The sequence below is a fragment of the Mesorhizobium sp. P2_F8 genome, assembly GCF_056403655.1.
The window spans coordinates 1-22,233 of sequence record NZ_JBFUFB010000013.1; the positions used below are offsets into that span (position 1 = coordinate 1).

A 22,233-nucleotide genomic window follows, 5' to 3' on the forward strand; every position below is an offset into this window, starting at 1 on the left:
GGGCGAGACGGGCGAGACGATCGCCGTCATGCGCGATGGCGGCATCGTCCAGATCGGCACGCCGGACGAGCTTTACGAACAGCCGATCCATACCTATGTCGCCAGCAAGATCGGCTCGCCGCACATGAATCTGTTCACGGCCTCGGTGCGCGCCGACACCAGGTCTTTCGACACGCCGCTCGGGACACTGGTTCCGGCGACGGCGCCAAAGACTGCCGATGCCGGCGAGGCCGCGCTGATCGGCATTCGCCCGAGCGACATTCGGCTCGCCGCCAAGGGCGAAGCCGGGGTTGCCTCGAAGGTGCATCTGGTCGAACCGCTCGGCGACATCACGATCGTCTCGGTCGAGGCCGGCGGCGAGATGTTGCGCATGGTGCTGCCGGAAGCGATCGCCGCCAGCATCAGGACCGGCGATTCGGCATCGATCGCCATCGATAACAGGAAAATCCACGTCTTCCGCGCCGTGAGCGGCCAGGCAATGACCTGACGCGAACGGCGAGAAGCAATCCGGTTAACCAAGGGAGGAAACGCGAATGACGGCGATGACCAAAGTGAAAGGGCTAGCGACAGCCGCAAGCTTCGCTGCCACGCTACTGGTGGGAGGCGTGACCTATGCCTCTGCCGAAGAAGTGACGTTGACGATGGCGGTGCCGGATTGGCCCCCGACCCGCATTATGAAGAAGTTCTTCGACGAGCAGTACAAGCCCAAGTCTGGCAATACCGTGAAGCTCGATGTCGACTTCATTCCGTGGCCGGATTTCTACACCCGCGTCAACGCCTCGTTGACCTCGGGCGAAAAGAAGTACAACTTCATCGTGTCGGACTCGCAGTGGCTCGGCGCCTTCGTCGAAGGCGGCTACTTCCGCAAGATCAACGATCTCATCGATGCCGACCCGGAACTCAAGGCGGCGATGGAGTCGATGCATCCCGCCGTGCTCAACGCCTACTCGACCTATCCCAACAGCACGCCGAACTACTACGGCTTCCCGCAGTTCCCGGACGTGCTGGTCACCTACGGCCGCAAGGACGTGCTCTGCAACGACGACGAGCAGGCCGCCTTCAAGGCGAAGTACAATGAGAAGCTGCCCTGCACCGGCGAAGAAATCGACGCCATGGACTGGAACACGTTCGAGCATGTTGGCGAATTCTTCCAGCGCAAGAAGGGCGACAAGCTCGCCGGCCAGGTGCTCGATGACGATTTCTACGGCATCGCCTATCAGGCAGGCAAAGGCTACGACTTCTCGACGAGCTCGGTCCACACGTTCGTCTGGGAGCATGGCGGCGGCATCTGGGATGAAACCAAGGCCCCGACCGGACATGCCGAAGGCGTCGTAAACTCCCCGAAGTCCATCGAGGGCATGGAGCATTTCCTCAAATTGCTGAAGTACATGCCGCCGGTGGTCAAGACCGGCACCATGGACATCTTCGTCTCGGACCAGTTGTTCCGTGAAGGCAAGGTGGCCATGAACATCGACTGGATCGGTCTCGGCGAAGCCTCGCTCGATCCCAAGACGTCGAAGGTTGCCGACAAGCTGGTGTTCGGATTGGCGCCAGGCCTGCGCGGCCCCGACGGAAAGGTGAATCGTACGTCACAGATCGGCGGACAGCCTTTCGTTCTCACCACCTGGACGACGCCTGAGCAAATCAAGGAAGCGGTGGGCTTCGTGAAGTGGTGGCTCTCGCCCGATATCCAGCACCAGTTCGCCGCCGCCGGCGGCCAGTCCGCGATCAAGTCGGTCTACAGCGATCCGAAATACGTGACCTATCGTCCGTGGGACCGCGCCTGGGCGAACTCGCTCGACTGGCAGAAGGACATGTGGCACGTGCCGCAGTTCTTCGAACTGCTCACCCAGCAGCAGGATCAGTACGACCTAGCCATCACTGGCAAGCAGGACGCCAAGACCACCCTGGATAACATCGCCAAGTTCCAGGAGGACCTCCTGAAGAACGCTGGCCTTATCCAGTAACCTTCCAACATAGCTGCGGGGAGCGGGCAAAAGCCGCTCCCCATCATTGCCACGTCAGGCGCTCCATATTTCGGACTCTCATGACCGCTGTTTCAAGCACGCTGCTGACACCACGCCTTACCGCGGTTGTTGCCCACAACTGGAAACTCGCCATCGCTGTCGCTGTCGTCGTGTCGGCCATATCAATGGCGGGCTTGCCGGCGGCTGTCTCCTTCTGGGTGGTGGGCGCCGCGGCGGCGTTGGTCGCGGCCGCATTTACCGTCAACGCGTATCGCCGCCACTACTTCGGCGCCCTGCTGGTCGCTCCGGCAATCGCCGTTCTGTTTGTGATGAATATCTTCCCCCTGCTGTGGTCGCTGGGCCTTTCGTTCTTCGCCTACCAGGCAAACCAGCAGACGATCCGCTTCGTCGGACTCGGGAACTACGTCCGGATCCTTACCAACGATCTCGCTGCTCACGCGACTTGGGGCGCGCTGATCAATACCGCCATGTTCGTCGTGTTCACCGTCTCCGCGCAGATGATCGTCGGCTTTCTGCTGGCCATCCTGTTCGCCAAGCAATTTCCGCTGCGCAAGTATTTGTTGATCCTGGTGCTGACACCGATGATGCTTTCGGTTGTCGCCTCTGGCGTGTTCTTCACCTACTACTATGACCCGACATTCGGGATTCTCAGCTACGTCATCAATTCCATCTCCGGCAACCAGTTCATCCTGATGAGCAACAAAGTCGGTGCCGTGGCGGGAATCGTTTTCGCCGACGCATGGATGTGGTCGCCCTTCGTCATGCTCCTTGTGCTGGCGGGCCTCGTCTCGGTGCCGAAATACCTTTACGAGGCCGCTGCCATCGACCGTATTTCCAGCTGGCGGCAATTCTGGATGATCACCTTCCCCTACATCCGCGGCCTTCTGATGTTGGCCCTTCTCTTCCGCACCATCGAGGCATTCAAGCTGGCGGATCTCGTCATCCTCCTCACCAAGGGCGGCAACGACACACTGACGATCTCCTATCACTTGATCCGCATCGCCAACGAGCAGAACAAGACGAGTGAGGGCGCGGCGATCTCCTATCTGATGCTGTTCATGGTGATCGTTCTCACCAACCTCTACCTGTACCTCGCAAACCGCCGTACGAAGGGAGCCTGACCCGTGGCCGAATCGATATTGGGAAAGCTCGGCTTCGGCAGGGCCAGCGGAGTAGACAAGGCCGGCTGGGGGCGGACGCTCGCCGTGGCCGTCGTCGCCTTTATCTATTTTCTGCCGGTGCTGTTCATCATATTCACCGCCTTCAAACCGCAGGGCGACGCGCTCCTGGTGCCTCCGACGCTGTCGCCCACGTCGCTGTTCGGCTTGATTCCGGACCATTTTGTATTCAAGCCCACGCTCGAAAATTTTGGGTCCGTCTTTTCCCGCTCGATGACGCCGGACGGTGCCCCGGAAGCGACAGGATTCGACCGTTATTTCTTCAACTCGATCTTCATCGCCTCGGCGTCGGTGCTGCTGGCGCTGGTCATCGGCACCCTGGCGGCCTTCGGCTTCTCGCGCTATCCGCTGAAAGGCAATGACACCTACCTGTTCATCATCCTGACCACGCGCATGCTGCCGGCGATTGTGGTGATCATTCCGGTGATCCTGATGTTCCGCGTAGTGGGCCTGTCGGGCTCGTATCTCGGCATCATCATGCTCTACACCGCCTTCAACCTGGCCTTCACCATCTGGATGATGAAGAGCTTCTTCGATGAATTGTCGCCAGACGTCGAGGATGCCGCCCGCATCGACGGATCGTCCGGAATGCGGGTGTTCTTCAAGATTTGCCTGCCCCAGGTCATTGCCGGGCTCGCCGCTACGTTCGTGTTCGGCCTGATCCTCACCTGGAACGAGTTCCTCTTCGCCCTGTTGCTCTCGGGGCCCGACACGAGAACGGTCCCGGTCGCCATGAACCAGGCCGTGTCGTCGGGTGGACGCGGCACCGACTGGACTTTGCTTGCCGCCATCGAAACCCTGTTCCTCGTCCCAGTCTTTCTGGTCACCTTCTTCTTGCAAAACCATCTGTTGCGCGGCGTTACCTTCGGCACCGTGAAGCGCTGAAATGTCAACCATCGAACTCCGCAAAGTCACCAAGCGTTTCGGCTCCTTCACCGCGGTCAAGGACGTTGACCTGTCGGTGGCCGCCGGTGAGGTCGTCTGCCTTCTCGGCCCGTCCGGCTGTGGCAAGACGACGACCCTGCGCGTCATCGCCGGGCTGGAAAGCGTCACTGACGGCGAGGTCGTCATCGCCGGCAAGGTGATGAACAACCTGCCGCCCGAAAAGCGCGACATCGCCATGGTGTTCCAGTTCTACGCGCTCTACCCGTCGGCATCGATCGGCGAGAACATCGCCTTCCCGCTCTATCATGACGGCATTTCCAGGGCTGAGCGGACTGCCCGCGTCAACCGCGTCGCCGCGATCCTCCACTTGGAGCACGTTCTCGACCGGCTGCCGAACCAGATATCCGAGGGCGAAAAGCAGCGCGCCGCCATGGCCCGCGCCATCGTCCGCGACCCCAATTGCTTCCTCTTCGACGAGCCCTTGTCGCGTCTCGATGTCGAACTGCGCCAGAGCATGCGTGGCCAGATCAAGGAAGTGCTGCAGGGCCTCTCCAAAGCGACCGTGATCGTGACCCATGACCAGCTCGAAGCGCTCACCATGGCCGACCGCATCGCCATCATGAAGGACGGCCTGATCGAGCAAGTCGGCTCACCGCACGAGGTTTTTGCCAAGCCCGCCAATGCTTTCGTGGCGAGCTTCATCGGCACGCCGCAGATGAATCTTCTCGAGGCCGACCTCAAGACCTTCGCCGATGGCACGGCGGAGATGGCCGTGGCCGGCATTAATCTGGCGATCCGCACGGACGCGGCGGTTGCGCGCCTGCAGCCCGGCAAGGTGACGATCGGTGTCCGCCCCCGCGCCTTCACCGCGACCGATACGGGGGACCGTGGCACCATCTCCGCCCGGGCCGAGCTCATCGAGCCCATGGGCGCCGAAACCCTTATTCATGCCCGCACGGCGGCAGGCGCCGACATCCGCGTCGTGGTGACGAGAAGCCAGCGGGTCAAGGTCGGCGAGGCGCTGAATCTACGCCCCGATCCCAAGCAAACCCATGTCTTCGATGGCGCCGGAAAGGCGGTGCGGTCATGAGCGAACGTTCTTCCGGCATGAGCCGGGCCGGCGCGTACTGCCTCGAGGTCTTCATCATTGGCCTCGGCGTCATGGCGCTGGTGCTGATCTTCCAACCCTTTTCCATCGGCCTGTACGCGGTCGGCAGCGGTCTCGTGGTGCTTGCCGGACTCATCAACAACCTGCTGCCGTTGGCCCAGCCGGGCGTCAAGGTGCGCAGTGTGGTGACCGTAGCGCTGGTCGTGGCGCTGGTCTTCTGCATTGTGCTGCTGGTTTCGATCACGGCGGCGCATCTCTACGGCGTCTTCTTCCTCAATCCACCGGACCCCAACACTCTCGCCGGCAAGGCGCAGCTGGCCACGCCACCTTTCTACAAGCAGGCTTTCGTGTGGGAAATCGCCGCCGCGGCGGTGATTCTCGCGCTGGTCGTCACCGCTCTCAACAAGACAGCGCGATGATCAGCAGCTGACGCTATCCGGCAGGTCGCGCTCGCGCCGGTCCGCGCCGGTCGGTGCGCGTCGCCCTCTCAACTCTCACGCCGTCATCCTCCGGCTTGACCGGAGGACCCGATGCCGAGATCAAGGACCGCGTCGACCGCGCCGCCAGGACGCTGCGGATCGAACATTTGCTCGACCGCAAGACCGACCGGCTTTCGGGCGGCCGAGATGCAGCGCGTCTCCATCGGCCGCGCCATCGTGCGCAAGCCGCACGTGTGCCTGATGGACGAACCGCTGTCGGCGCTCGATGCCAAACTGCGCGAGGCGCTGCGCACTGAACTCAAGAACCTGCAGATGCAGCTTGGCGCCACCTTCCTGTTCGTTACGCACGACCAGATCGAGGCGATGTCGATGGGCGACAAGGTCGGCGTGCTCAACCATGGCCGCATCGTCCAGACCGGCACGCCGTATGAGATCTACAACAATCCGCGCGACACCTATGTGGCGAGCTTCGTCGGCTCGCCGCCGATGAACCTCATCGACGGCAAGCTGGTGAACGGCCGCGCGGTGAAGGCGCCGCTGAATTTCGAACTGCCTTTTCAGGGGGAGCCAAGGCGAATGCGGCGACCGATGGCCGCCCGCTCGTCTTCGGCATTCGGCCCGAGGATGTCTACCTCGAGAGCGGCGCGCCGGCCGAGGCGCACGTCCACGACGTCGAGAACCATGGCGTCGAAAAGATCCTGACGCTGCGCGTCGGCGACGCGATGCTGCGCGCCACGGTGCCGGCCAGGACCGATGTGGCGATCGAGCAGCCGGTGCGCTTTGCCTGGAACCCCGACAAGGTGGTGCTGTTCGACAAGGGCAGCGGCGTCAATTTGCGCCATGCGTCATAGGCCGCGACCTCGCTTATTTCGGCAGGTAAGTCTCATATGGCGTGTCGTTGATCAGCAGGACCCTGCTCTTCGGCGCGAAGATGGCTGGGCGCCGAGCCAATGACGCGCTTGAAGGCACGGCTGAAGGCGGCATCCGATTCATAGCCGAGACGCGCGGCAACGACGGAGATCTTCATCCGGTCGCGGACCAGCCACTGCCGCGCCTGGTGCATTCTGACCTGGGTGACATATTTAGCCGGCGTTTCTCCAACGATGGTGGCGAACCGCTCGGCAAATCCCGACCGCGAGGCGCCCATCATCCTGGCCAGCGACTCGACAGTCCAGTCGTGGTTCGGTTCGAGATGGATGGCGGCCAGCACGCGCCCGATCTCGCGGTCCCTGACCGCCGCGATCCAGCCGGACGAGTCGCCGCAACCGCGTTCGACCCATGAGCGGATGACGGTGGCGGCAAGCACGTCAGCCAGCCGCGCCATGATACCGCCGGAGCCGACGCGCTCCATCGTCACTTCGCGTGCCATCGAGTCCAGCAAATGCGGTATCCCCGGTTCGTAGGCTTCCAGCTCATGCGTGCGCATCACGTCCGGCATCATGCCGAGCAAGGGATGCAAGCCATTGAGGTTGAAATACATGCTGGCGCAGAACAGCAGCGTTCCCGGTTGGCAGTCCTTGCCGCACATCTCCGCGTTCGACGTGCAGTAGACGTCCTTGCAGACCTCTTCGAGTTCGTAGCCGTGGATCGGCCAGGCCTGGGCGCCGGGTTCGCTGGCCAGCACATGCGCCGCACCCCGCGGCAGCAGCACCGCATCGCCGGCATTCAGCTCCACCCATTCGCCGGACGGCTGCTTCAGCCAGCAACCTCTTCGGCCGATGAAATGAAACCGCGCCCCGGGTTGAGCCGGGAACTGGATGCCCCACGGCTCCTTCATTTCGCAGCGACCATATTCGACGCCATCGAGACGCAGCCCGCGCAATATGTCTGTCAGCGGGTCGCCCGTGATCGGGATTTTGGACGAATGGTCAAACATAATGGGGTTTCTAGCATGGAAACTCCAGGCGGTCACTCCCTATGTTGCGTTGCAGCCAAATGCTGCGCTGCAAACAAGATCGAAGACCGGCCACATAGCCAAGCCGAGATGGCAAGGCATGTAACGGGTGGAGCCCCGGTCGGTCGTTCCCTATGTGGCGCTGCAAACAGATCGGAGACTGACCATGGCCGAACCCGCGACAGGCGTCATCGACGCCACACTTCTGAATCCTGCAGACTCTGATGAACGAACCGAGCCGGCATGGGGCGCCGTGGTCTCGCTGGCGCTTGGTGTTTTCGGCCTCGTTACCGCCGAGTTCCTRCCGGCCAGCCTGCTGACGCCAATGGCGCGCGACCTCGGCGTCACCGAAGGCGTGGCCGGACAAGCGGTGACGGCGACCGCCATCGTCGGCGCCATTGCCGCCCCGACCATGGCCATCATCACCAGGCGCATGGACCGCAGGCTGGTGATGTGGATGCTGACGATGTTCCTGATCCTCTCCAACCTTCTGGCCACCTTCGCGTCATCGCTTACCGTGCTTCTGATTGCCCGCGTCGTGCTCGGCGTAGCACTCGGCGGCTTCTGGGCGATGTCGGCGGCGATGGCGCTGCGGCTGGTGCCGATGCGGCTGATGCCGCGCGCCATGTCGATCATCCTGACCGGCGTTTCGCTGGCGACGGTGTGCGCAGCACCGGTCGGCGCCTATGTCGGTGACATCTGGGGCTGGCGGACCGCCTTCATGATCGCCACTGTCGTCGGCGCCCTGGCGCTGCTGGTGCAGGTGGCCACCATTCCGAAGCTGCCACCCGTGGGCGTGGCAAGCTTCCGTACCTTGCTCGATGTGCTCGAGCGCCCCTCCATCAGGGTGGCACTGCTGGTCGTGCTGCTCATTGCCTCGGGACACTTTGCCGGCTTCACCTACGTGCGGCCTTTCCTCGAGAAGGTCCCCGTGCTCGACATCGAGACAATCTCGCTGGTGCTTCTGGCCTATGGCATTGGTGGCTTCTTCGGCAATGTCGCCGGCGGCATCCTGGCCGAACGCAACCTCAAGGCAGCCGTTGCACTGGCGCCCTTGCTGATTGCGGCGGCGGCTGCCTCGATGCTGGTTTTCGGTGCCTCGCCCATGGTCGCTGCCGCCGCGGTTGCGGCGTGGGGCTTTGCCTTCGGCGCGGTGCCGGTCGGGCTGCAGAGCTGGCTGGTGCGGGCCGCGCCCGATCAGGCAGAAAGCGCCGGCGGGCTGATGGTGGCGACGTTCCAGGTGGCGATTGCGCTCGGTGCTGTCTTCGGTGGCCTGCTGGTCGACCATGCCGGCGTGGCAAGCGCCTTCGCCTATTGCGGCACGGCGACATTGTTGGCGGCGATCGTGGTGTTCCTGCGCGGTCCGAAGCAGGTCAACTAGCCGTCGGACTCACCATTTGGCGATGACTTCCTGACGCCAGGCATCGGCCCACGAACCATCCCGGTTTCGGGCCGATGCTGTTATGCGGCAAGCGACAAAGCGAACCTTGCCGATGCGACGGGAGATAGATTCAGACCGAGCGGCCATCGAAGTCGAAGACTGGCAAGGTCGAAGGGTTAAAATCCGCAACGCAATGCATGTTGACGTAGGCGCTGCGTTCACGGCCTTCGCCGACATCCTCAGCGAAGGGGTGGACTCCACAGGTGCGGCAGAAGCGGTGCGCGATGGCGTGGTTACTGAATGTGTAGATGCCCAAGTCATCGCCCCAGGCCAGCACCTGCAAGGTCTCGTGCGGGATGGCACACAACAGGGCGCCCTTGCGCGAGCAGATCGAGCAATTGCACCGCACGGCGCCGGTCAGTTCGGCTTCGAACTCGAAGGCGACCTTGCCGCAGTGACAACTGCCTTTGTAGAGCATCGGATGCTTTCCTCGTGTTCGACGGGGTGCAAAACCGCCTGTGTCGGATAAAGTCTCGGCAGGCCATGTGCCGGCCGCTACATTCAAGACGTTCAAGGCGTCCGGAGTCCGACACTGAAATGCAATCAGCCCGCGATTATCTCGAAACCATCCTCGCGCGCCTCGCCGCCCGTGCCGGCGAAGAACACGTGTTCACGAAGCTCTATGCCGAGGCCGCGCGCGCCGCGGCTGACGCCAGCGATGCCCGCAAACGAACCGGTGTGACGCTGGGGCCGCTCGACGGCACCATTGTCTCGATCAAGGATCTGTTCGATGTCGCAGGCGAACCTACCACGGCCGGCTCGCTCATGCTCAGGACCGCTGCACCTGCGCTGCGCGACGCCGCCATCGTTGGCCGGTTGCGGCAGGCCGGCGCGGTGATCGTCGGCAAGACCAACATGACCGAATTCGCGTTCACCGCGATCGGTGACAATCAGCATTACGGCACGCCCGGGAATGCCACCGATCCCAGCCTCATTCCTGGTGGTTCCTCCTCGGGTGCCGGCGTTTCCGTCGGCGAGGGGACGAGCGAAATCTCCATCGGTTCCGACACCGGTGGTTCGATACGCATTCCGGCATCGCTCAACGGTGTCGTCGGCTTCAAGCCGACCGCTAGGCGGGTGCCTCTCACCGGCGCTTTCCCGTTGTCCGGCACGCTGGACTCGATCGGGCCGCTTGCCCGAACCGTCGCCCAGTGCGCCGTCGCCGACGCCGTGATGGCCGGCGAGGAAGCGGCTGCGCTGACGTCGATTTCCCTTGTAGGGCTTCGCATAGGCATCCCGCGCGGCGTCCTATTCGAAGAAACGCAAGGCGAGGTGGCGACCGCGTTCGATCGATGCCTTCGCAAGGTCGAACTGGCGGGTGCAGGGGTGGCGGATCTGTCGATAGACGATCTGCTTGGAGAGATGCGCGCGGCAACCAAGCGCGGTTCGATCGCTGCCATGGAAGGGGCGGAGATCCATGCCGACTGGTTGGCGACGGGGGCATCGGTGCCGGTCGACCCACATGTCAGCGGGCCTTTGTCGCGGGCAGCTGTGCTGCCGACGCCAGTTTACATCAGGACAATGCGTCGTCGCGCCGCGCTCGCGGCCGCCATGGACGAGCGGCTGGCATCGGTCGATATGCTGGCCCTACCGACCACACCGGTGACGGCGCCGACCATCGTTTCGATGGTCGACGATGCCGAACTGCGCGACCGCACCGAAGGCCTACTGCTGCGCAACACGCAGGTTGCCAACCAGTTCGACCTTTGTGCGATCTCGCTGCCGATGCCGGGCATGGTGCGCCCGGCAGGATTGATGCTGGTGGCGCGCAACGGCCAAGACCGGCGTCTGCTGCGCATCGCCGCTGAAATAGAGTCGCTGCTTGGCGCTTGATCGACGCGGAGTATCAGTGCGACGAACAGTGCTTGCGTTCGCTTTCCTTGGCGGTGCGTACGATGCCGGTCGCAACCAGCCAGGGCAGGCTGTACTCCTTGCCGGTGATGGTCTGCGTGCGATGCTCGATCGATCCCCTGACGACGATCTTTCCGGCGTAAAGCGCGTCTGAAAGGTCCGTTATCGCCTTGTCGGCCTGCGGCAATCCGCTACTGTCGATCGACACGCCCTTGATGATCGTGCCGGTGGCAAGGTCGAGCGCGCTGTTCGACGGGCAGGGTGCCTTGAAGCAGCGCAGCCCGTTGTCGCAGTAGACATAGCTGCTCTCCGCAGCGGCAAGCGACGGCACTCCGGCTGTCGAAGCGGTGGCAACAAACAACAGCGCGGAGCGAAGACTGGACATGGCAGCGAGCCTCGCCAGAAAATGAGGCGAAACGGCGATGCGTTACACGCTCGCAGGAAACCGCCGGCGGTAGTGATCGACCACTTCGGGGTTGCGCAGGTTGACCGGCAGTTTGTTGGCCAGCACCAGCAAGGCTTCACCGGCCGCGCCGACGCCCATGYGCATCATCGATTCCTCGGTGATCCCGGCCATGTGCGGGGTGATGATGACATTGTCGAAGCTGAAATAGGAATGATCTGGYGGCAGCGGCTGCGTCGAAAACACATCGAGTGCAGCACCGCCGATGCGGCGTTTCTGCAAGGCTTCGATCAGGGCGTCGTCATCGACGACCGGTCCGCGCGATACGTTGATCAGCAGCGCATTGGGCTTCATGCGGGCGATCCGCTCGCGATTGATCAAGCCGCGCGTCTCCGGCGTCAACGGACAGCACAGAACGATGATGTCGCTCTGCTCGACCAGGGCGTCGATGGACAGGAAGCCGACTTTCTCCGGCGCCGGCTGCATGCTGCGCGTCGTTGCCACCACCTTCAGGTCGAAACCATGCGCCGCGATATGGCCGACGGCTTGGCCAACGGCGCCAAGGCCGACGATGCCGATCGTCTTGCCGGCAAGTTCGCTGTTGGAATTGGCGTGCTCGCGGCCGGCGAGCCAGCCTTTCGCGCGCAAGTCGCGATCGACGATGCGGAAGCGGCGAAGCAGGGCAAGTGCTGCAAACATGACGTGTTCGGCAACCGAGCGCGCGTTGACCGCCGGCACATTCGCCACCAGCACGCCGGCCGCGAATGCCGCTTCCATCGGGATCATATCGAGCCCGGCGCCATGGCGGATTGCCGCCCTCAGCTTCGTGGCACCCTCGAAGAGCTGTGGCGGCAGGTGCGCGCGCACGATGACGATGTCAGCGTTTTTCGCCTCGGCAGCCAGCGTCGCGGGGTCGAGAGCAGAAGCGACAACAAGCTCGCCGGCGCCGGCCAGCATGGCAGAGGCGCGCGGATGCAGGGGGTGTGTGGTGAGGATGCGGGCCATGTCGGTCAGGCTCTTTCGAGCGTCGGGCTTTGAGGTTCCTCGCCATGGCCCTCGATCAGGCCCTTCCAGTAGCTCTCGGCGCCCTGCAGATGAGCGCTCATCAGCGCCTGGGCGAGATTGCCGTCGCGGCGCAGAAGCGCCTCGTAGATCTGGATGTGCTCGGCATGCGAGCGCACGCTGCGCTCGGGATCGTTGAAATAGATCGGCAGGCGCTGCTCGCCCATCATGTAGTAGACGCTGCAGACATTGTGGAAAACGCTGTTCTTGGTCGCGCGTACGATCTCAAGGTGGAATTCGCGGTCTTCCTTGGCCAGGCCCTCGCCTGCGGCGATGCGCTCTTCCGAAGCTTTCAGGATCTCGCGCAGACGCTCGAAATTCTCTTCGGTGGCGCGCGAACAGGCAAGCTCGGCCGCCTTGATCTCATGGATCTTGCGCAATTCGACCGTCTCGTAGATCTGGATTGGATCGAGCGGCAGGCCGGCGCGCGCGAACAGCGCCATCGCCTCGACGCTGGCCTGCTTGGTGTCGATGTAGATGCCGGACTTGGCCCTGCGCTCGACGATGCGCATGGCTTCGAGGATGGCGAGCGCCTCGCGGATCTGGCCGCGGCTGACGCCGAACTGCTCCGCCAGCTCACGTTCCGACGGCGTTCGGCCGGTCTCCTTGTCCGAATGGGRGAACAGGTAGGCAGCGAGTTCCGCGAGAAGGTTCTTTTCTTTCATTGTCAATCGCGTTGCGCGTGCGCCTCCAGGAACCGCTCCGAAATGGTGAACCCCAGACCCGGCTTTTCCGGGATCGCTATCATACCGTCCTTGGCTTCGACAGTCTCTTCGATGAGATCATGGATCATCGGGTTGGCGCCGAGCGAATATTCGACGGTGAAACTAGCCGGCGAAGCAGCACAGATGTGCAGTCCGGCGAAGAAGCAGRGCGCGCCGGCCCACAGATGCGGCGCAAAGCGCAGGTTGAAGGCGCTGGCTATGGTGCCGATCTTCATCGCTTCGCTGATGCCGCCGCAGAAGGCCGGATCGGGCTGGAAGATGTCGGCGGCTTTCAGCACGGCAAGGTCGCGAAAGGCATAGCGCGTCGCCTCACTTTCGCCGGTGGCGATCGGAACGGCGCCGCTTGCCCGCACTTCAGCCATCCCTGGCTTGTCGTCGGCGATGATCGGCTCCTCGAACCAGGCGAGGTCCAGATCGTCGACGAGGTGGATGAAGCGCTTGGCTTCAGCCACCGTGTAGGTGCCGTGGGCATCGACCATCAATTCGACATCGGGGCCGAGCGCCTGCCGTGCGGCACGGACGCGGGCGGCGGAGACATGCGCGGCACCGTCCATGGCGCCGATCCGCATCTTCAGCGCCTTGAAGCCGCCTTTGGCGACATACGATTTCAATTGCTCTCCGATGGCGTCGGCGGACGCCCATCCGCCGGACGCATAGGCCGGCATGCGGTCGAGCTTACGACCGCCGAGGAGCCGCCAGACCGGAACGCCAAGTGATTTGCCCAGGATGTCCCAGAGCGCGATATCGACGGCGCTGATGGCCGCTATGCTCATGCCGCGCCGCGCCAGTTGCGGCATGGCGTGGCCGGCGCGGGCGGCGCTGTCATGGCGAACGCCGTTGTAAAGCATCTCCCAGATGACGCCGATGTCGGCCGGATCGCGGCCGATCAATTGCGGCCCGACTTCATGGTTCAGCATGTGGACAAGCGCCCCGTAGCTGCCGGCGCTGCCGGCGGCATTCTTGCCTTCGCCCCAGCCGACCAGCCCGTCATCGGTCTCGATGCGCAGGATGGAGGCGTCAAAGGTCGTCACCTGACCGAAGTCGCTGCGGTGCTGCCGAGCGGCTTCGATCGGGATGCGGATCCACCAGGCTTGGACGGTCTTGATGCGCATTGTCTTTCCCGGCCCTGCCGCCGGTCAGGGCGAAAGGGCAATTTCCCAACAGGCAGTCGACTACTTGATCAGCGGCAGCAACGTTTCTGCGGTGATGCGCATCTGGTCGGTGTAGAATTTCTCGGTCAGAACGCTGGAGCCGTGATCCTGGATGAACTTCAGCTGCTCGGGCGAAATGTCGACCGGATGGCGCTCGACCATGTCGGGATAGGGCGCGGCCGGCGTGCGGTCGACCGGGGCGACGAACTCGTTGGTCAGCGCGCCGTCGTAGCCGACCTCCTTCAGCGTGGCGACGATCTTCGGCCAGTCGATCTGGCCGAGGCCGGCGGCAAAGCGGTTGTTGTCGGCGACATGGAAGTCGAACAGGCGCTTGCCGACCTGCCGGATCGCGTCATAGACGTTAAATTCCTCCATGTGGATGTGGTAGGCGTCGAGGCAGACGCCGCATTCGGGGCTGACCGCGTCGGCCAGCGCCAGGGCCTGGGCGCCGCGATTGAACAGATAGGTTTCGAAGCGATTGAGCGGTTCGACGGCTATCTTGACGCCGACCTTCTTGGCGTGGCTGAAGCATTCACGGGTCGCGTCGACAACCCATTTCCATTCCTCTTCCTCGGTGCCATCCGGCACCACCTTACCGACCGTCGCCGGAACCAGCGTGATGATCTCGCCATCGAGTTCGCTGATCATCGTCAGCACGTCCTTAACATACTGCACGGAACGCTCGCGCTGGCCCTGGTCCTTGGCGGCGAGGTTGCGCTCGCCCAGCATCAAGGTCACCGCGCCCCAGCAGCGGATACCATGCTCCTTCAGCAGCGCCCGCGTCTCCTTGGTCTTGTACTGCTCGGGCTCGCCGGAAATCTCGATCGACTCATAGCCGAATTTCTTGATGCGCTTGAGCGTCGTCTCCAGCGGTTCCGCGCGCATCCAGTTGTGCGTCGAAAGGTGCATGGTCTGTCCTTCCCAAATTCGTCTTTATGGTTCGCCTGCGACATGCATCGCTGAAAGGCGACGCAAGGGTTCCTCCCCAAGGCATCCCCAGCCTTTTTTCGCAAACTGGTTCGACCAATTGGGCCTAAAGCGAGGTCTACAGCAATTTCCCATGGACGGCAAGAAGCGGCGGGCTGCTGCGCTCACTCCGAATTATTTCATTGATTATATTGAGATATGTATCCCTTTTTTGCCTACCTCAGGGGTTCCGGCGATGCACTACAAGACTTGACCAAATCCTTGTATTTGGTAATACCAGAATAGCGGCGCGCACAAGCGCCCGTGTGAGAAGACCAAAGTGGCTGGCCCTGCTTCCAATCGGCGCTATGCTCGGTCGCGAGGAAAATGAGGGAGGATGCCGATGCCGACGACAATGAAGGGCCCTGGACTGTTTCTGGCGCAGTTTGCAGGTGACGCCGCGCCGTTCAATTCACTGGCTTCGATCACCAAATGGGCGGCTGGTCTTGGTTACAAGGGCGTGCAGATCCCGACCTGGGACGCGCGCTTGTTCGATCTCAAGAAGGCGGCATCTTCCAAGGCCTATTGCGACGAGGTGAAAGGCATCTGTGCCGACGCCGGCATCGAGATCACGGAACTGTCGACGCATCTGCAGGGGCAATTGGTGGCGGTGCATCCGGCCTATGATGCGCAGTTCGATGGCTTTGCGCCGGCTTCGGTGCACAACAATCCCAAGGCGCGTCAGAAATGGGCGGTCGAACAGATGAAGTTCGGCGCCAAGGCCTCGCGCAATCTCGGGCTGAACGCCTCTGTGAGTTTCTCCGGAGCGCTGGCTTTCCCTTACCTCTATCCGTGGCCGCAACGGCCAGCCGGCCTGATCGAGGAGGCTTTTTCGGAGCTCGGCAAGCGCTGGAAGCCGATCCTTGACGTCTATGAGGACAATGGCGTCGATGTCGGCTACGAAATCCATCCCGGCGAGGACGTGTTCGACGGCGCCACCTTCGAGATGTTCCTCGAAGCGGTTGGGGGCCACAAGCGCTGCAACATCAATTACGATCCGTCGCACTTCCTGCTGCAGCAACTCGACTATCTCGAATTCATCGACATCTATCACGAGCGCATCAAGGCGTTCCACGTCAAGGACGCCGAGTTCAACCCGACCGGGAGGCAAGGCGTCTATTCCGGCTATCAGAGCTGGACCAACCGCGCCGGCCGCTTCCGCTCGCTCGGCGACGGACAGGTGGATTTTGGCGGCATCTTTTCCAAGCTGACGCAGTACAACTACGATTCCTGGGCGGTGCTGGAATGGGAATGCTGCCTGAAGCACCCGGAAGACGGCGCGGCAGAGGGCGCACCATTTATCCAGCACCACATCATCCGGGTGACGGAAAAGGCATTCGACGACTTTGCCGGCGGCACCACCGACAAGAAAGTGCTGCGCGGCATGATGGGGATCTAACGCGGCTTTCCCTCCCCCTCGGGGGGGTGGTCGACGGGCCCGGGTAGGTCAGTTCAACCGAGCTCTACCTCTACGACCCACCCGATCCGCTGCGCGGATCGACCTCCCGTCAAGGGCAGGGATATTTCAGACACGAGGAGAAAAGACATGGTCGGCGCATCGAAGTCGGAAACGGGAGGCGGTCCGATCCGCTATGGCATGGTCGGCGGCGGGCAAGGCGCCTTCATCGGCGCGGTGCACCGCATCGCGGCGCGCATGGACAATGATTTCGTGCTGGTCGCCGGCGCGTTGTCATCCGATCCAGCGCGCGCCAAGGCGTCGGCCGCCGAACTCGGGCTCGACCCGGACCGCAGCTACGGCTCCTATGCCGAGATGGCCAAGGCCGAGGCCAAACGGCCTGACGGCATCGAGGCGGTGGCCATCGTCACCCCCAACAATGTCCACGTGCCGGCGGCCAAGGCCTTCCTCGAGGCCGGCATCCACGTCATCTGCGACAAGCCGCTGGCGACGACCCTTGCAGAGGCCAAGAAGCTGGCCGCCGTGGTCGAGAAGACCGGCAAGGTGTTCGTGCTCACCCACAACTACACCGCCTATCCGATGGTGCGGCAGGCGCGCGAGATGGTGGCCAAGGGCGTGCTCGGCGACATCCGCATCGTGCAATCCGAGTATCCACAGGACTGGCTGACCGAGGACCTCGCAGCCACCGGCCAGAAGCAGGCGTCGTGGCGTGGCGATCCCAAGCAGGCGGGCGCAGGCGGCGCGCTCGGCGACATCGGCACCCACGCCTACAATCTGGCGCGCTTCGTCTCGGGACTGGAGCTCGATTCGCTTTCGGCCGATCTCGACGCCTTCGTGCCGGGGAGGCTGCTCGACGACAATGTCAACGTCATGCTGCGCTTCAAGCCGGCCGGCAAGACGCATCCGGCCAAGGGCATGATCTGGGCAAGCCAGGTGGCACCGGGCCATGAAAACGGGCTGAAGCTGCGCATCTATGGCTCGAAGGGCGGGCTGGAATGGGTGCAGGCCGATCCGAACTATCTCTGGTACACGCCCTTCGGCCAGCCGAAGCAACTGATCACCCGCAACGGCGCCGGGGCGCTGCCGGTGGCAGGGCGTGTCAGCCGGGTTCCGCCGGGCCATCCCGAGGGCTACCTCGAAGGTTTCGCCAACATCTACCAGGAGGCCGCGCGCGCCATCCGCGCGGCGCGCAAGAAGGGCGGCAAGCCGGCAAAGGAAGTCGTCTTTCCGACCATTCAGGACGGGGTCGAGGGCATGGCCTTCATCGAGGCCTGCGTGAAGTCGTCGAAGAAAAATGGGGCCTGGACGAAACTATAGCTTCGACCGGCGAGGGGAATTCACTGGGGAGGGGCGTCGATGAAGATCGGCATGTGCATGTTCCTGTGGACGACGGCGGTGTCGAAGAAACACGAGCCGTTGCTCCGCGACATCAAGGCAACCGGTTTTGATGGCGTCGAGATACCGATCTTCGCCGGCACGCCCGACGACTACAAGAAACTGGGTGAGTTGCTCGACCGTATCGGGCTGGAGCGGACCGCCGTGTCAGCCATGGGCGATCCGGCGATGAACCTGATCGCGGCCGACGGCGCGACCCGCAAGGCCGGCGTCGACTATATGAAATGGGCTATCGACTGCGCCGACGCGCTCGGCGCCAGCACGCTGAGCGGACCGCTGCATTCGACGCTCGGTGCCTTTTCCGGCTCAGGGCCGACAGCCGCCGAAAAGAAGCGCTCGGTCGCTTCGCAACGCGCGATCGGCGACCATGCCGGCAAGAGGAACGTCACCATCGGGCTCGAGGCGCTGAATCGCTTCGAATGCTATCTCCTCAACACGATGGCGGATCTCTCCGAGCATATCGATGCCATCGACCGGCCGCACATCAAGGCGATGTATGACACTTTCCATGCCAACATCGAGGAAGCCGACCCGATCGGCGCCTATACAAAACACCGCAGGAATGTCGTCCATATCCATATTTCGGAGAACGACCGCGGCGTGCCGGGGCGCGGCAATATCCCGTGGAAGGAAACGTTTTCCGCCATCCACAAGAGTGGTTATGACGACTGGCTGACGATCGAGGCGTTCGGCCGTTCGCTCAAGGACCTGGCTGCGGCGACCAAGGTGTGGCGCGATTTTTCCGAGAGCCCGGAAGCCGTCTATCGCGACGGCTACAAGCATATCAGGAATGGGTGGAAGAAAGCGGCATAAGGCGTCCTGAGGCGCCGCGGTCGCTAATTTTGCTCGGCTTGGATCCTGTTGTAGTCGTGGATGGTCCGGCTCAGCCGTCGGCGCAGGAAGTTGGATATGTTGTCGAAGATGAACACGACGGCCAGCGTCAGCAGCACCATGTAGAAGACGTTGGCCCAGTTGGAGTTGGTGCGCATCGCTTCCCATAGTTTCAGGCCGATGCCGCCGGCGCCGACGGCGCCGATGATGGTGGCGCCGCGGGTGTTGGATTCCCACTGGTAGAGCGTCTGGCTGATGAAGATCGGAATCACTTCGGGCATCACGCCATAGCGCTGCACCAGCAAACCGTTGGCGCCTGTCGACTTGATGCCTTCGCGCGGCTTGTCGTCGATGTTCTCGAGACTTTCCGAATAGGTTTTGCCCAGCGTGCCGATCTCGGTGAAGAAGATCGCGGCACTGCCGGCCAGCGGACCGGGGCCAAAGGCGCGGGTGAAGAACAGCGCCCAGATCAGCATGTCTACCGAACGCATGAAGTCGAAGAAACGCTTGAGCACTTGGCTGAGCAGCCCATTCGGCGTGATGTTGCGGGCGGCGAAGAAGGCTAGGGGAAAGGCGACGATGCCACCGAGCAGCGTGCCGAGAAAGGCCATGACGATGGTCTGCAACAACTTCGTCCAGACGTCGCCGTGCTGCCACTGGGCGTTGTTCCAGATATTGTCTCCGGCCAGCGCGAGGTTCGAGGTGCCCGGCCTGAGTTCGGGGCCGGACACGATCAGCGAGACCACTTCACTGGCCGACTTGCCGAAAAAGGGCGAGCGCGTGTCGAAGACGAAATTCGCCCAGCCGAGGAAGCGCTTGCGGATCTTGACGCGGTCGACGGTGACGCGCACTTCGCCGGCGAAGCCCATCTTGGCCACCACCTCGTCGTCATGCGCGGTGATCCAGTCCGGCACCGGGCCCGAGATCACCGGCTTGCCGCCGGTCAGCGACACCGGCACCGTCACGCCATTGGCCACGATCGTCGCCTTGGTCTTGTCGAAGGTGACGGATTTGCCGGGACCGTCGATCAGGACGCTGAAGGTGCCGTCCGCGTTCTTGATGACCCAGTCTGGATTCGGGTTCTCGCCAAGCGCGGAAAAGCGCGGGTATTTCGGTGTGATTTCGGGCTGGTCGAGCCGAAATTCCGGCTGCAGGTCATAGCTGACCCACTGCGTCAGGAACAGCGGCAGTCGTTCCCAGTGCGATTCCCGCAGCACTTGCGGCAGGCTGAAGAACCACAAGGCATAGATGAGGTAAAGCAGGATGCCGACGAACAGGAACAGCGGGGCGAAGCGCTTGTACATCGGCCGCCGGAACACTTGCGGGTAGCGCTCCTCGATCGACCGGATTTCGTCGGCGGTCATCGTCGCCATGATCAAGAGCCTGATCCATCCCGATAGAACCGGGATGGGGCGCTATCCTTTGGTTTTGCCATGGTCTTTTCCGAAAACCGGATTCCACTTTTCGGGATCATGGCTAAGCACCCATCAGGAAGGCTTGTTCGCCGACCAGCTTGCGGCGCAGCCAGGCGGAGAACTGGTCGATAATGAAGATGGTCGTGAACAAGAGCAGCACCAGGGCCAGTGTCTTGGCGCCGAAGCCGCGTGAGATCGAGAGTTTCAATTCCTCGCCGATGCCGCCGCCGCCGACGGCGCCGATGATGGTCGAGGCGCGCACATTGATCTCGACGCGGAGCAGCGTGTACGACATGAAGTTGGGCAGCACCTGCGGCAGGTCGGCGAAGCGCACCCGCTCGAACCAGTTTGCGCCGACCGCCCTCAGGCCTTCCTCGGCGCGCATGTCGATGTTCTCGTTGATCTCGTAGAACAGCTTGCCGAGCGCGCCGATCGAATGCAGGCCGATGGCGATGATGGCAGCGATCGGACCGGTCGAGACAATGGCGGCGAAGAGGCCGGCAATAACGATCTCCGGAAAGGCGCGCAGCAGCTCCATGAAGCGCTTGACGACGAGCCTCAGCACCGGATGCGGAGTCAGATTGCGCGCCGCGATGAAGGAAAACGGCACGGCGAAGGTGAAGCCGACAAACGTCGAGACCAGGGCCACGTTCACCGTGGTCAGCATGAGCTCGAAATATTCAGGGATGTAAAAGCCGCCCCAGACATAGACGCGGCCGAGCGGAAAGTTGAATTCCTGGGTGCCGGTGTCATGCGGCGAGGCAATGTCGAACAGCGCCCGCCAGACGTCGTTCCAATCCTTGGGGATCAGCCAGCTCAGGAAGTCCAGAATATGCGGCAGGCGGTCGAAGAAGTGCCCGGCATTGGCTTCGTCGGCGAACCACATGCTGGCAAACATCGCGGCAAGCAGCAAACCGACGCCGAGCACCGTATAGAGCCGGCGCAGCGATATCTGGCGTCGCCAGGCATCGGCCATCTGATGGGTGGCGCCGGAGGGGGCTGTCACGGAAAGGGTCATGATCGGACAAACAGAAAGGGCGGTGCTTTCAACACCGCCCCTTCTGATTTTGCCGTTAGCCGCCGATGGCTGCCTTACGGGCTTCGACGATGACGTTGTAGAAGTCAGCCTTCACCGGAACGTAGCCCGTGAAATCGCCGCCTTCGACGCCCTCGAAGCAAGCCTTGTCCTTGGTGGGCAGGGCGGTGAAGAACGCGGTCAGCTTGGCGGTCATGTCGTCGCCGAGCGCGGTGCGCACGACCAGCGGGCCGTTCGGGATCAGGCCCGAGCGCCAGACTTCGACGAAGTCGTTCGGGTCGACAGCGCCCTTGGCGACTTCCTTGTGGAAGGTGCCGGAGGTGTAGCCGTTCTTGAAATCGCCGATGCCCGAGGAATCGTCCACCGCGACGTCGACCTTGCCGTCGCGCACGGCCAGGACGTTGTTCTCATGGCCGCCATTGAACTGGGTCGAAGCGAAGAAGGTTTCGTTCGAAGCGCCGGTGTCCTTCGGGATCTGGGTCAGCGGGATCAGATAGCCGGAGGTCGAATCCGGATCGGCATAGCCGAGCTTCTTGCCCTTGGCCGACTTGATGTCGGTGATGCCGGAAGACTTGAGCGCCAGGCCGATCGAATAATAGCCGGTGGCGCCGTCGGTCTGCTGGGTGGTGAGGATCGGGGTTACCGCCTTCGGGTCCTTGAGGGCGACGCTGGCATAGCCGGAAGCGCCGAGTTCGGCGAAGTCGAGGGTTCCGCCGAGCAGGCCCTGGATGACGCCGTCATAGTCGGCGGCGGGGAACAGCGAGACCTTCTCGAAGCCAAATTCGGCCTTCAGATGGTCGGCCAGGCACTGGTAGTTGCGCAGCCGGTCGGTTTCGTTCTCGCCGCCAAGGATACCGACGCGGAATTCCTTCATATCGGCGGCGTGGGCCATGCTGGTTGCCATGGCGAGCACCGAAACGGCGCTAAAAACTATCTTCCTGAACATTGGATATCTCTCCTGTGGGTTCCGGCCCCGCGCCGGTAGCGTTGGTTATTCTGACGGGTGCCCTTGACGCGGGCTGGCGATCCAGGTCGCTCTTTCTTGAC

General features: G+C 62.7%; 21 protein-coding genes and 1 pseudogene. 12 read left to right on the forward strand and 10 right to left on the reverse strand.

What is annotated here, in order from left to right:
• The 7 genes and pseudogenes from AC1DZP_RS27500 to AC1DZP_RS27530 all read left to right on the forward strand — a co-directional run.
• A partial coding sequence (locus tag AC1DZP_RS27500) for a TOBE domain-containing protein (protein WP_477306754.1) occupies nt 1-487 on the forward strand: 487 nt, incomplete at its 5' end.
• Nucleotides 488-533: 46 nt separating this feature from the next.
• The gene (locus tag AC1DZP_RS27505) at nt 534-1,967 is read left to right on the forward strand and encodes an ABC transporter substrate-binding protein (protein WP_477227854.1); all 1,434 of its coding nucleotides are present in this window, start codon (nt 534-536) and stop codon (nt 1,965-1,967) included.
• 80 nt (nt 1,968-2,047) lie between these two features.
• On the forward strand, nt 2,048-3,109 hold the full coding sequence (locus AC1DZP_RS27510; protein ID WP_010911632.1) for a carbohydrate ABC transporter permease: 1,062 nt from the start codon (nt 2,048-2,050) through the stop codon (nt 3,107-3,109).
• A gap of 3 nt (nt 3,110-3,112) precedes the next feature.
• Complete coding sequence (locus AC1DZP_RS27515; protein ID WP_095084794.1) at nt 3,113-4,051, forward strand: carbohydrate ABC transporter permease; 939 nt, start codon at nt 3,113-3,115, stop codon at nt 4,049-4,051.
• Between the two features lies 1 nt (nt 4,052).
• Nucleotides 4,053-5,141 (forward strand): ABC transporter ATP-binding protein, encoded by a 1,089-nt coding sequence (locus tag AC1DZP_RS27520; RefSeq protein ID WP_477306756.1) that lies wholly within the window; start codon nt 4,053-4,055, stop codon nt 5,139-5,141.
• Nucleotides 5,138-5,578 carry a hypothetical protein gene (locus AC1DZP_RS27525; RefSeq protein WP_457152532.1) on the forward strand — a complete coding sequence of 147 codons (441 nt, stop codon included), beginning with the start codon at nt 5,138-5,140 and terminating at the stop codon, nt 5,576-5,578. Before AC1DZP_RS27520 ends, AC1DZP_RS27525 begins: the two co-directional genes overlap by 4 nt.
• A 41-nt stretch (nt 5,579-5,619) precedes the next feature.
• Nucleotides 5,620-6,450, forward strand: a pseudogene (locus AC1DZP_RS27530) (ABC transporter ATP-binding protein); the annotation flags it as partial.
• Between the two features lie 32 nt (nt 6,451-6,482).
• Here AC1DZP_RS27530 and AC1DZP_RS27535 read toward each other — a convergent pair.
• Nucleotides 6,483-7,475 carry an AraC family transcriptional regulator gene (locus AC1DZP_RS27535; RefSeq protein WP_477306758.1) on the reverse strand — a complete coding sequence of 331 codons (993 nt, stop codon included), beginning with the start codon at nt 7,473-7,475 and terminating at the stop codon, nt 6,483-6,485.
• 184 nt (nt 7,476-7,659) lie between these two features.
• Between AC1DZP_RS27535 and AC1DZP_RS27540 the strand changes: the two genes are divergently transcribed.
• Nucleotides 7,660-8,874 carry an MFS transporter gene (locus AC1DZP_RS27540; RefSeq protein ID WP_477306760.1) on the forward strand — a complete coding sequence of 405 codons (1,215 nt, stop codon included), beginning with the start codon at nt 7,660-7,662 and terminating at the stop codon, nt 8,872-8,874.
• A gap of 130 nt (nt 8,875-9,004) precedes the next feature.
• Here AC1DZP_RS27540 and AC1DZP_RS27545 read toward each other — a convergent pair whose 3' ends face one another.
• Complete coding sequence (locus AC1DZP_RS27545; RefSeq protein ID WP_477306762.1) at nt 9,005-9,352, reverse strand: GFA family protein; 348 nt, start codon at nt 9,350-9,352, stop codon at nt 9,005-9,007.
• Between the two features lie 119 nt (nt 9,353-9,471).
• Between AC1DZP_RS27545 and AC1DZP_RS27550 the strand changes: the two genes are divergently transcribed.
• Nucleotides 9,472-10,767 (forward strand): amidase, encoded by a 1,296-nt coding sequence (locus AC1DZP_RS27550; protein WP_477306764.1) that lies wholly within the window; start codon nt 9,472-9,474, stop codon nt 10,765-10,767.
• 13 nt (nt 10,768-10,780) lie between these two features.
• Here AC1DZP_RS27550 and AC1DZP_RS27555 read toward each other — a convergent pair whose 3' ends face one another.
• Genes AC1DZP_RS27555 through AC1DZP_RS27575 form a run of 5 tightly spaced genes read right to left on the reverse strand, consistent with a single transcriptional unit; the run spans nt 10,781 to nt 15,035 of the window.
• On the reverse strand, nt 10,781-11,170 hold the full coding sequence (locus tag AC1DZP_RS27555; RefSeq protein WP_477306766.1) for a hypothetical protein: 390 nt from the start codon (nt 11,168-11,170) through the stop codon (nt 10,781-10,783).
• Between the two features lie 42 nt (nt 11,171-11,212).
• The gene (locus tag AC1DZP_RS27560; protein ID WP_477306768.1) at nt 11,213-12,193 is read right to left on the reverse strand and encodes a hydroxyacid dehydrogenase; all 981 of its coding nucleotides are present in this window, start codon (nt 12,191-12,193) and stop codon (nt 11,213-11,215) included.
• A 5-nt stretch (nt 12,194-12,198) separates the two neighbouring features.
• Nucleotides 12,199-12,915: a FadR/GntR family transcriptional regulator gene (locus AC1DZP_RS27565; protein WP_477306770.1), complete on the reverse strand. Its 717-nt coding sequence runs from the start codon at nt 12,913-12,915 to the stop codon at nt 12,199-12,201.
• Nucleotides 12,916-12,917: 2 nt separating this feature from the next.
• Entirely contained in the window at nt 12,918-14,087 is a 1,170-nt protein-coding gene (locus AC1DZP_RS27570) for a mandelate racemase/muconate lactonizing enzyme family protein (RefSeq protein WP_477306772.1), read from the reverse strand.
• Between the two features lie 60 nt (nt 14,088-14,147).
• Complete coding sequence (locus AC1DZP_RS27575) at nt 14,148-15,035, reverse strand: sugar phosphate isomerase/epimerase family protein (protein WP_477227860.1); 888 nt, start codon at nt 15,033-15,035, stop codon at nt 14,148-14,150.
• 400 nt (nt 15,036-15,435) lie between these two features.
• Between AC1DZP_RS27575 and AC1DZP_RS27580 the strand changes: the two genes are divergently transcribed.
• The 3 genes from AC1DZP_RS27580 to AC1DZP_RS27590 all read left to right on the forward strand — a co-directional run bounded on the left by AC1DZP_RS27580 (nt 15,436) and on the right by AC1DZP_RS27590 (nt 18,717).
• On the forward strand, nt 15,436-16,491 hold the full coding sequence (locus tag AC1DZP_RS27580; RefSeq protein ID WP_095085008.1) for a sugar phosphate isomerase/epimerase family protein: 1,056 nt from the start codon (nt 15,436-15,438) through the stop codon (nt 16,489-16,491).
• Between the two features lie 147 nt (nt 16,492-16,638).
• The gene (locus AC1DZP_RS27585) at nt 16,639-17,826 is read left to right on the forward strand and encodes a Gfo/Idh/MocA family protein (RefSeq protein WP_477306774.1); all 1,188 of its coding nucleotides are present in this window, start codon (nt 16,639-16,641) and stop codon (nt 17,824-17,826) included.
• Between the two features lie 39 nt (nt 17,827-17,865).
• Nucleotides 17,866-18,717, forward strand: a complete 852-nt coding sequence (locus tag AC1DZP_RS27590; RefSeq protein ID WP_477306776.1) for a sugar phosphate isomerase/epimerase family protein — start codon at nt 17,866-17,868, stop codon at nt 18,715-18,717.
• Between the two features lie 23 nt (nt 18,718-18,740).
• Here the strand turns inward: AC1DZP_RS27590 and phnE (AC1DZP_RS27595) are convergent, their stop codons facing one another.
• The 3 genes from phnE (AC1DZP_RS27595) to phnD all read right to left on the reverse strand — a co-directional run bounded on the left by phnE (AC1DZP_RS27595) (nt 18,741) and on the right by phnD (nt 22,132).
• Nucleotides 18,741-20,108 (reverse strand): phosphonate ABC transporter, permease protein PhnE, encoded by a 1,368-nt coding sequence (gene phnE, locus AC1DZP_RS27595; RefSeq protein WP_477306778.1) that lies wholly within the window; start codon nt 20,106-20,108, stop codon nt 18,741-18,743.
• 103 nt (nt 20,109-20,211) lie between these two features.
• Complete coding sequence (phnE, locus tag AC1DZP_RS27600; protein WP_477306780.1) at nt 20,212-21,168, reverse strand: phosphonate ABC transporter, permease protein PhnE; 957 nt, start codon at nt 21,166-21,168, stop codon at nt 20,212-20,214.
• Between the two features lie 55 nt (nt 21,169-21,223).
• Nucleotides 21,224-22,132, reverse strand: coding sequence for a phosphonate ABC transporter substrate-binding protein (gene phnD / locus AC1DZP_RS27605; RefSeq protein WP_477306782.1), 909 nt, complete (start codon nt 22,130-22,132; stop codon nt 21,224-21,226).
• Between the last annotated feature and the right edge of the window lie 101 nt (nt 22,133-22,233).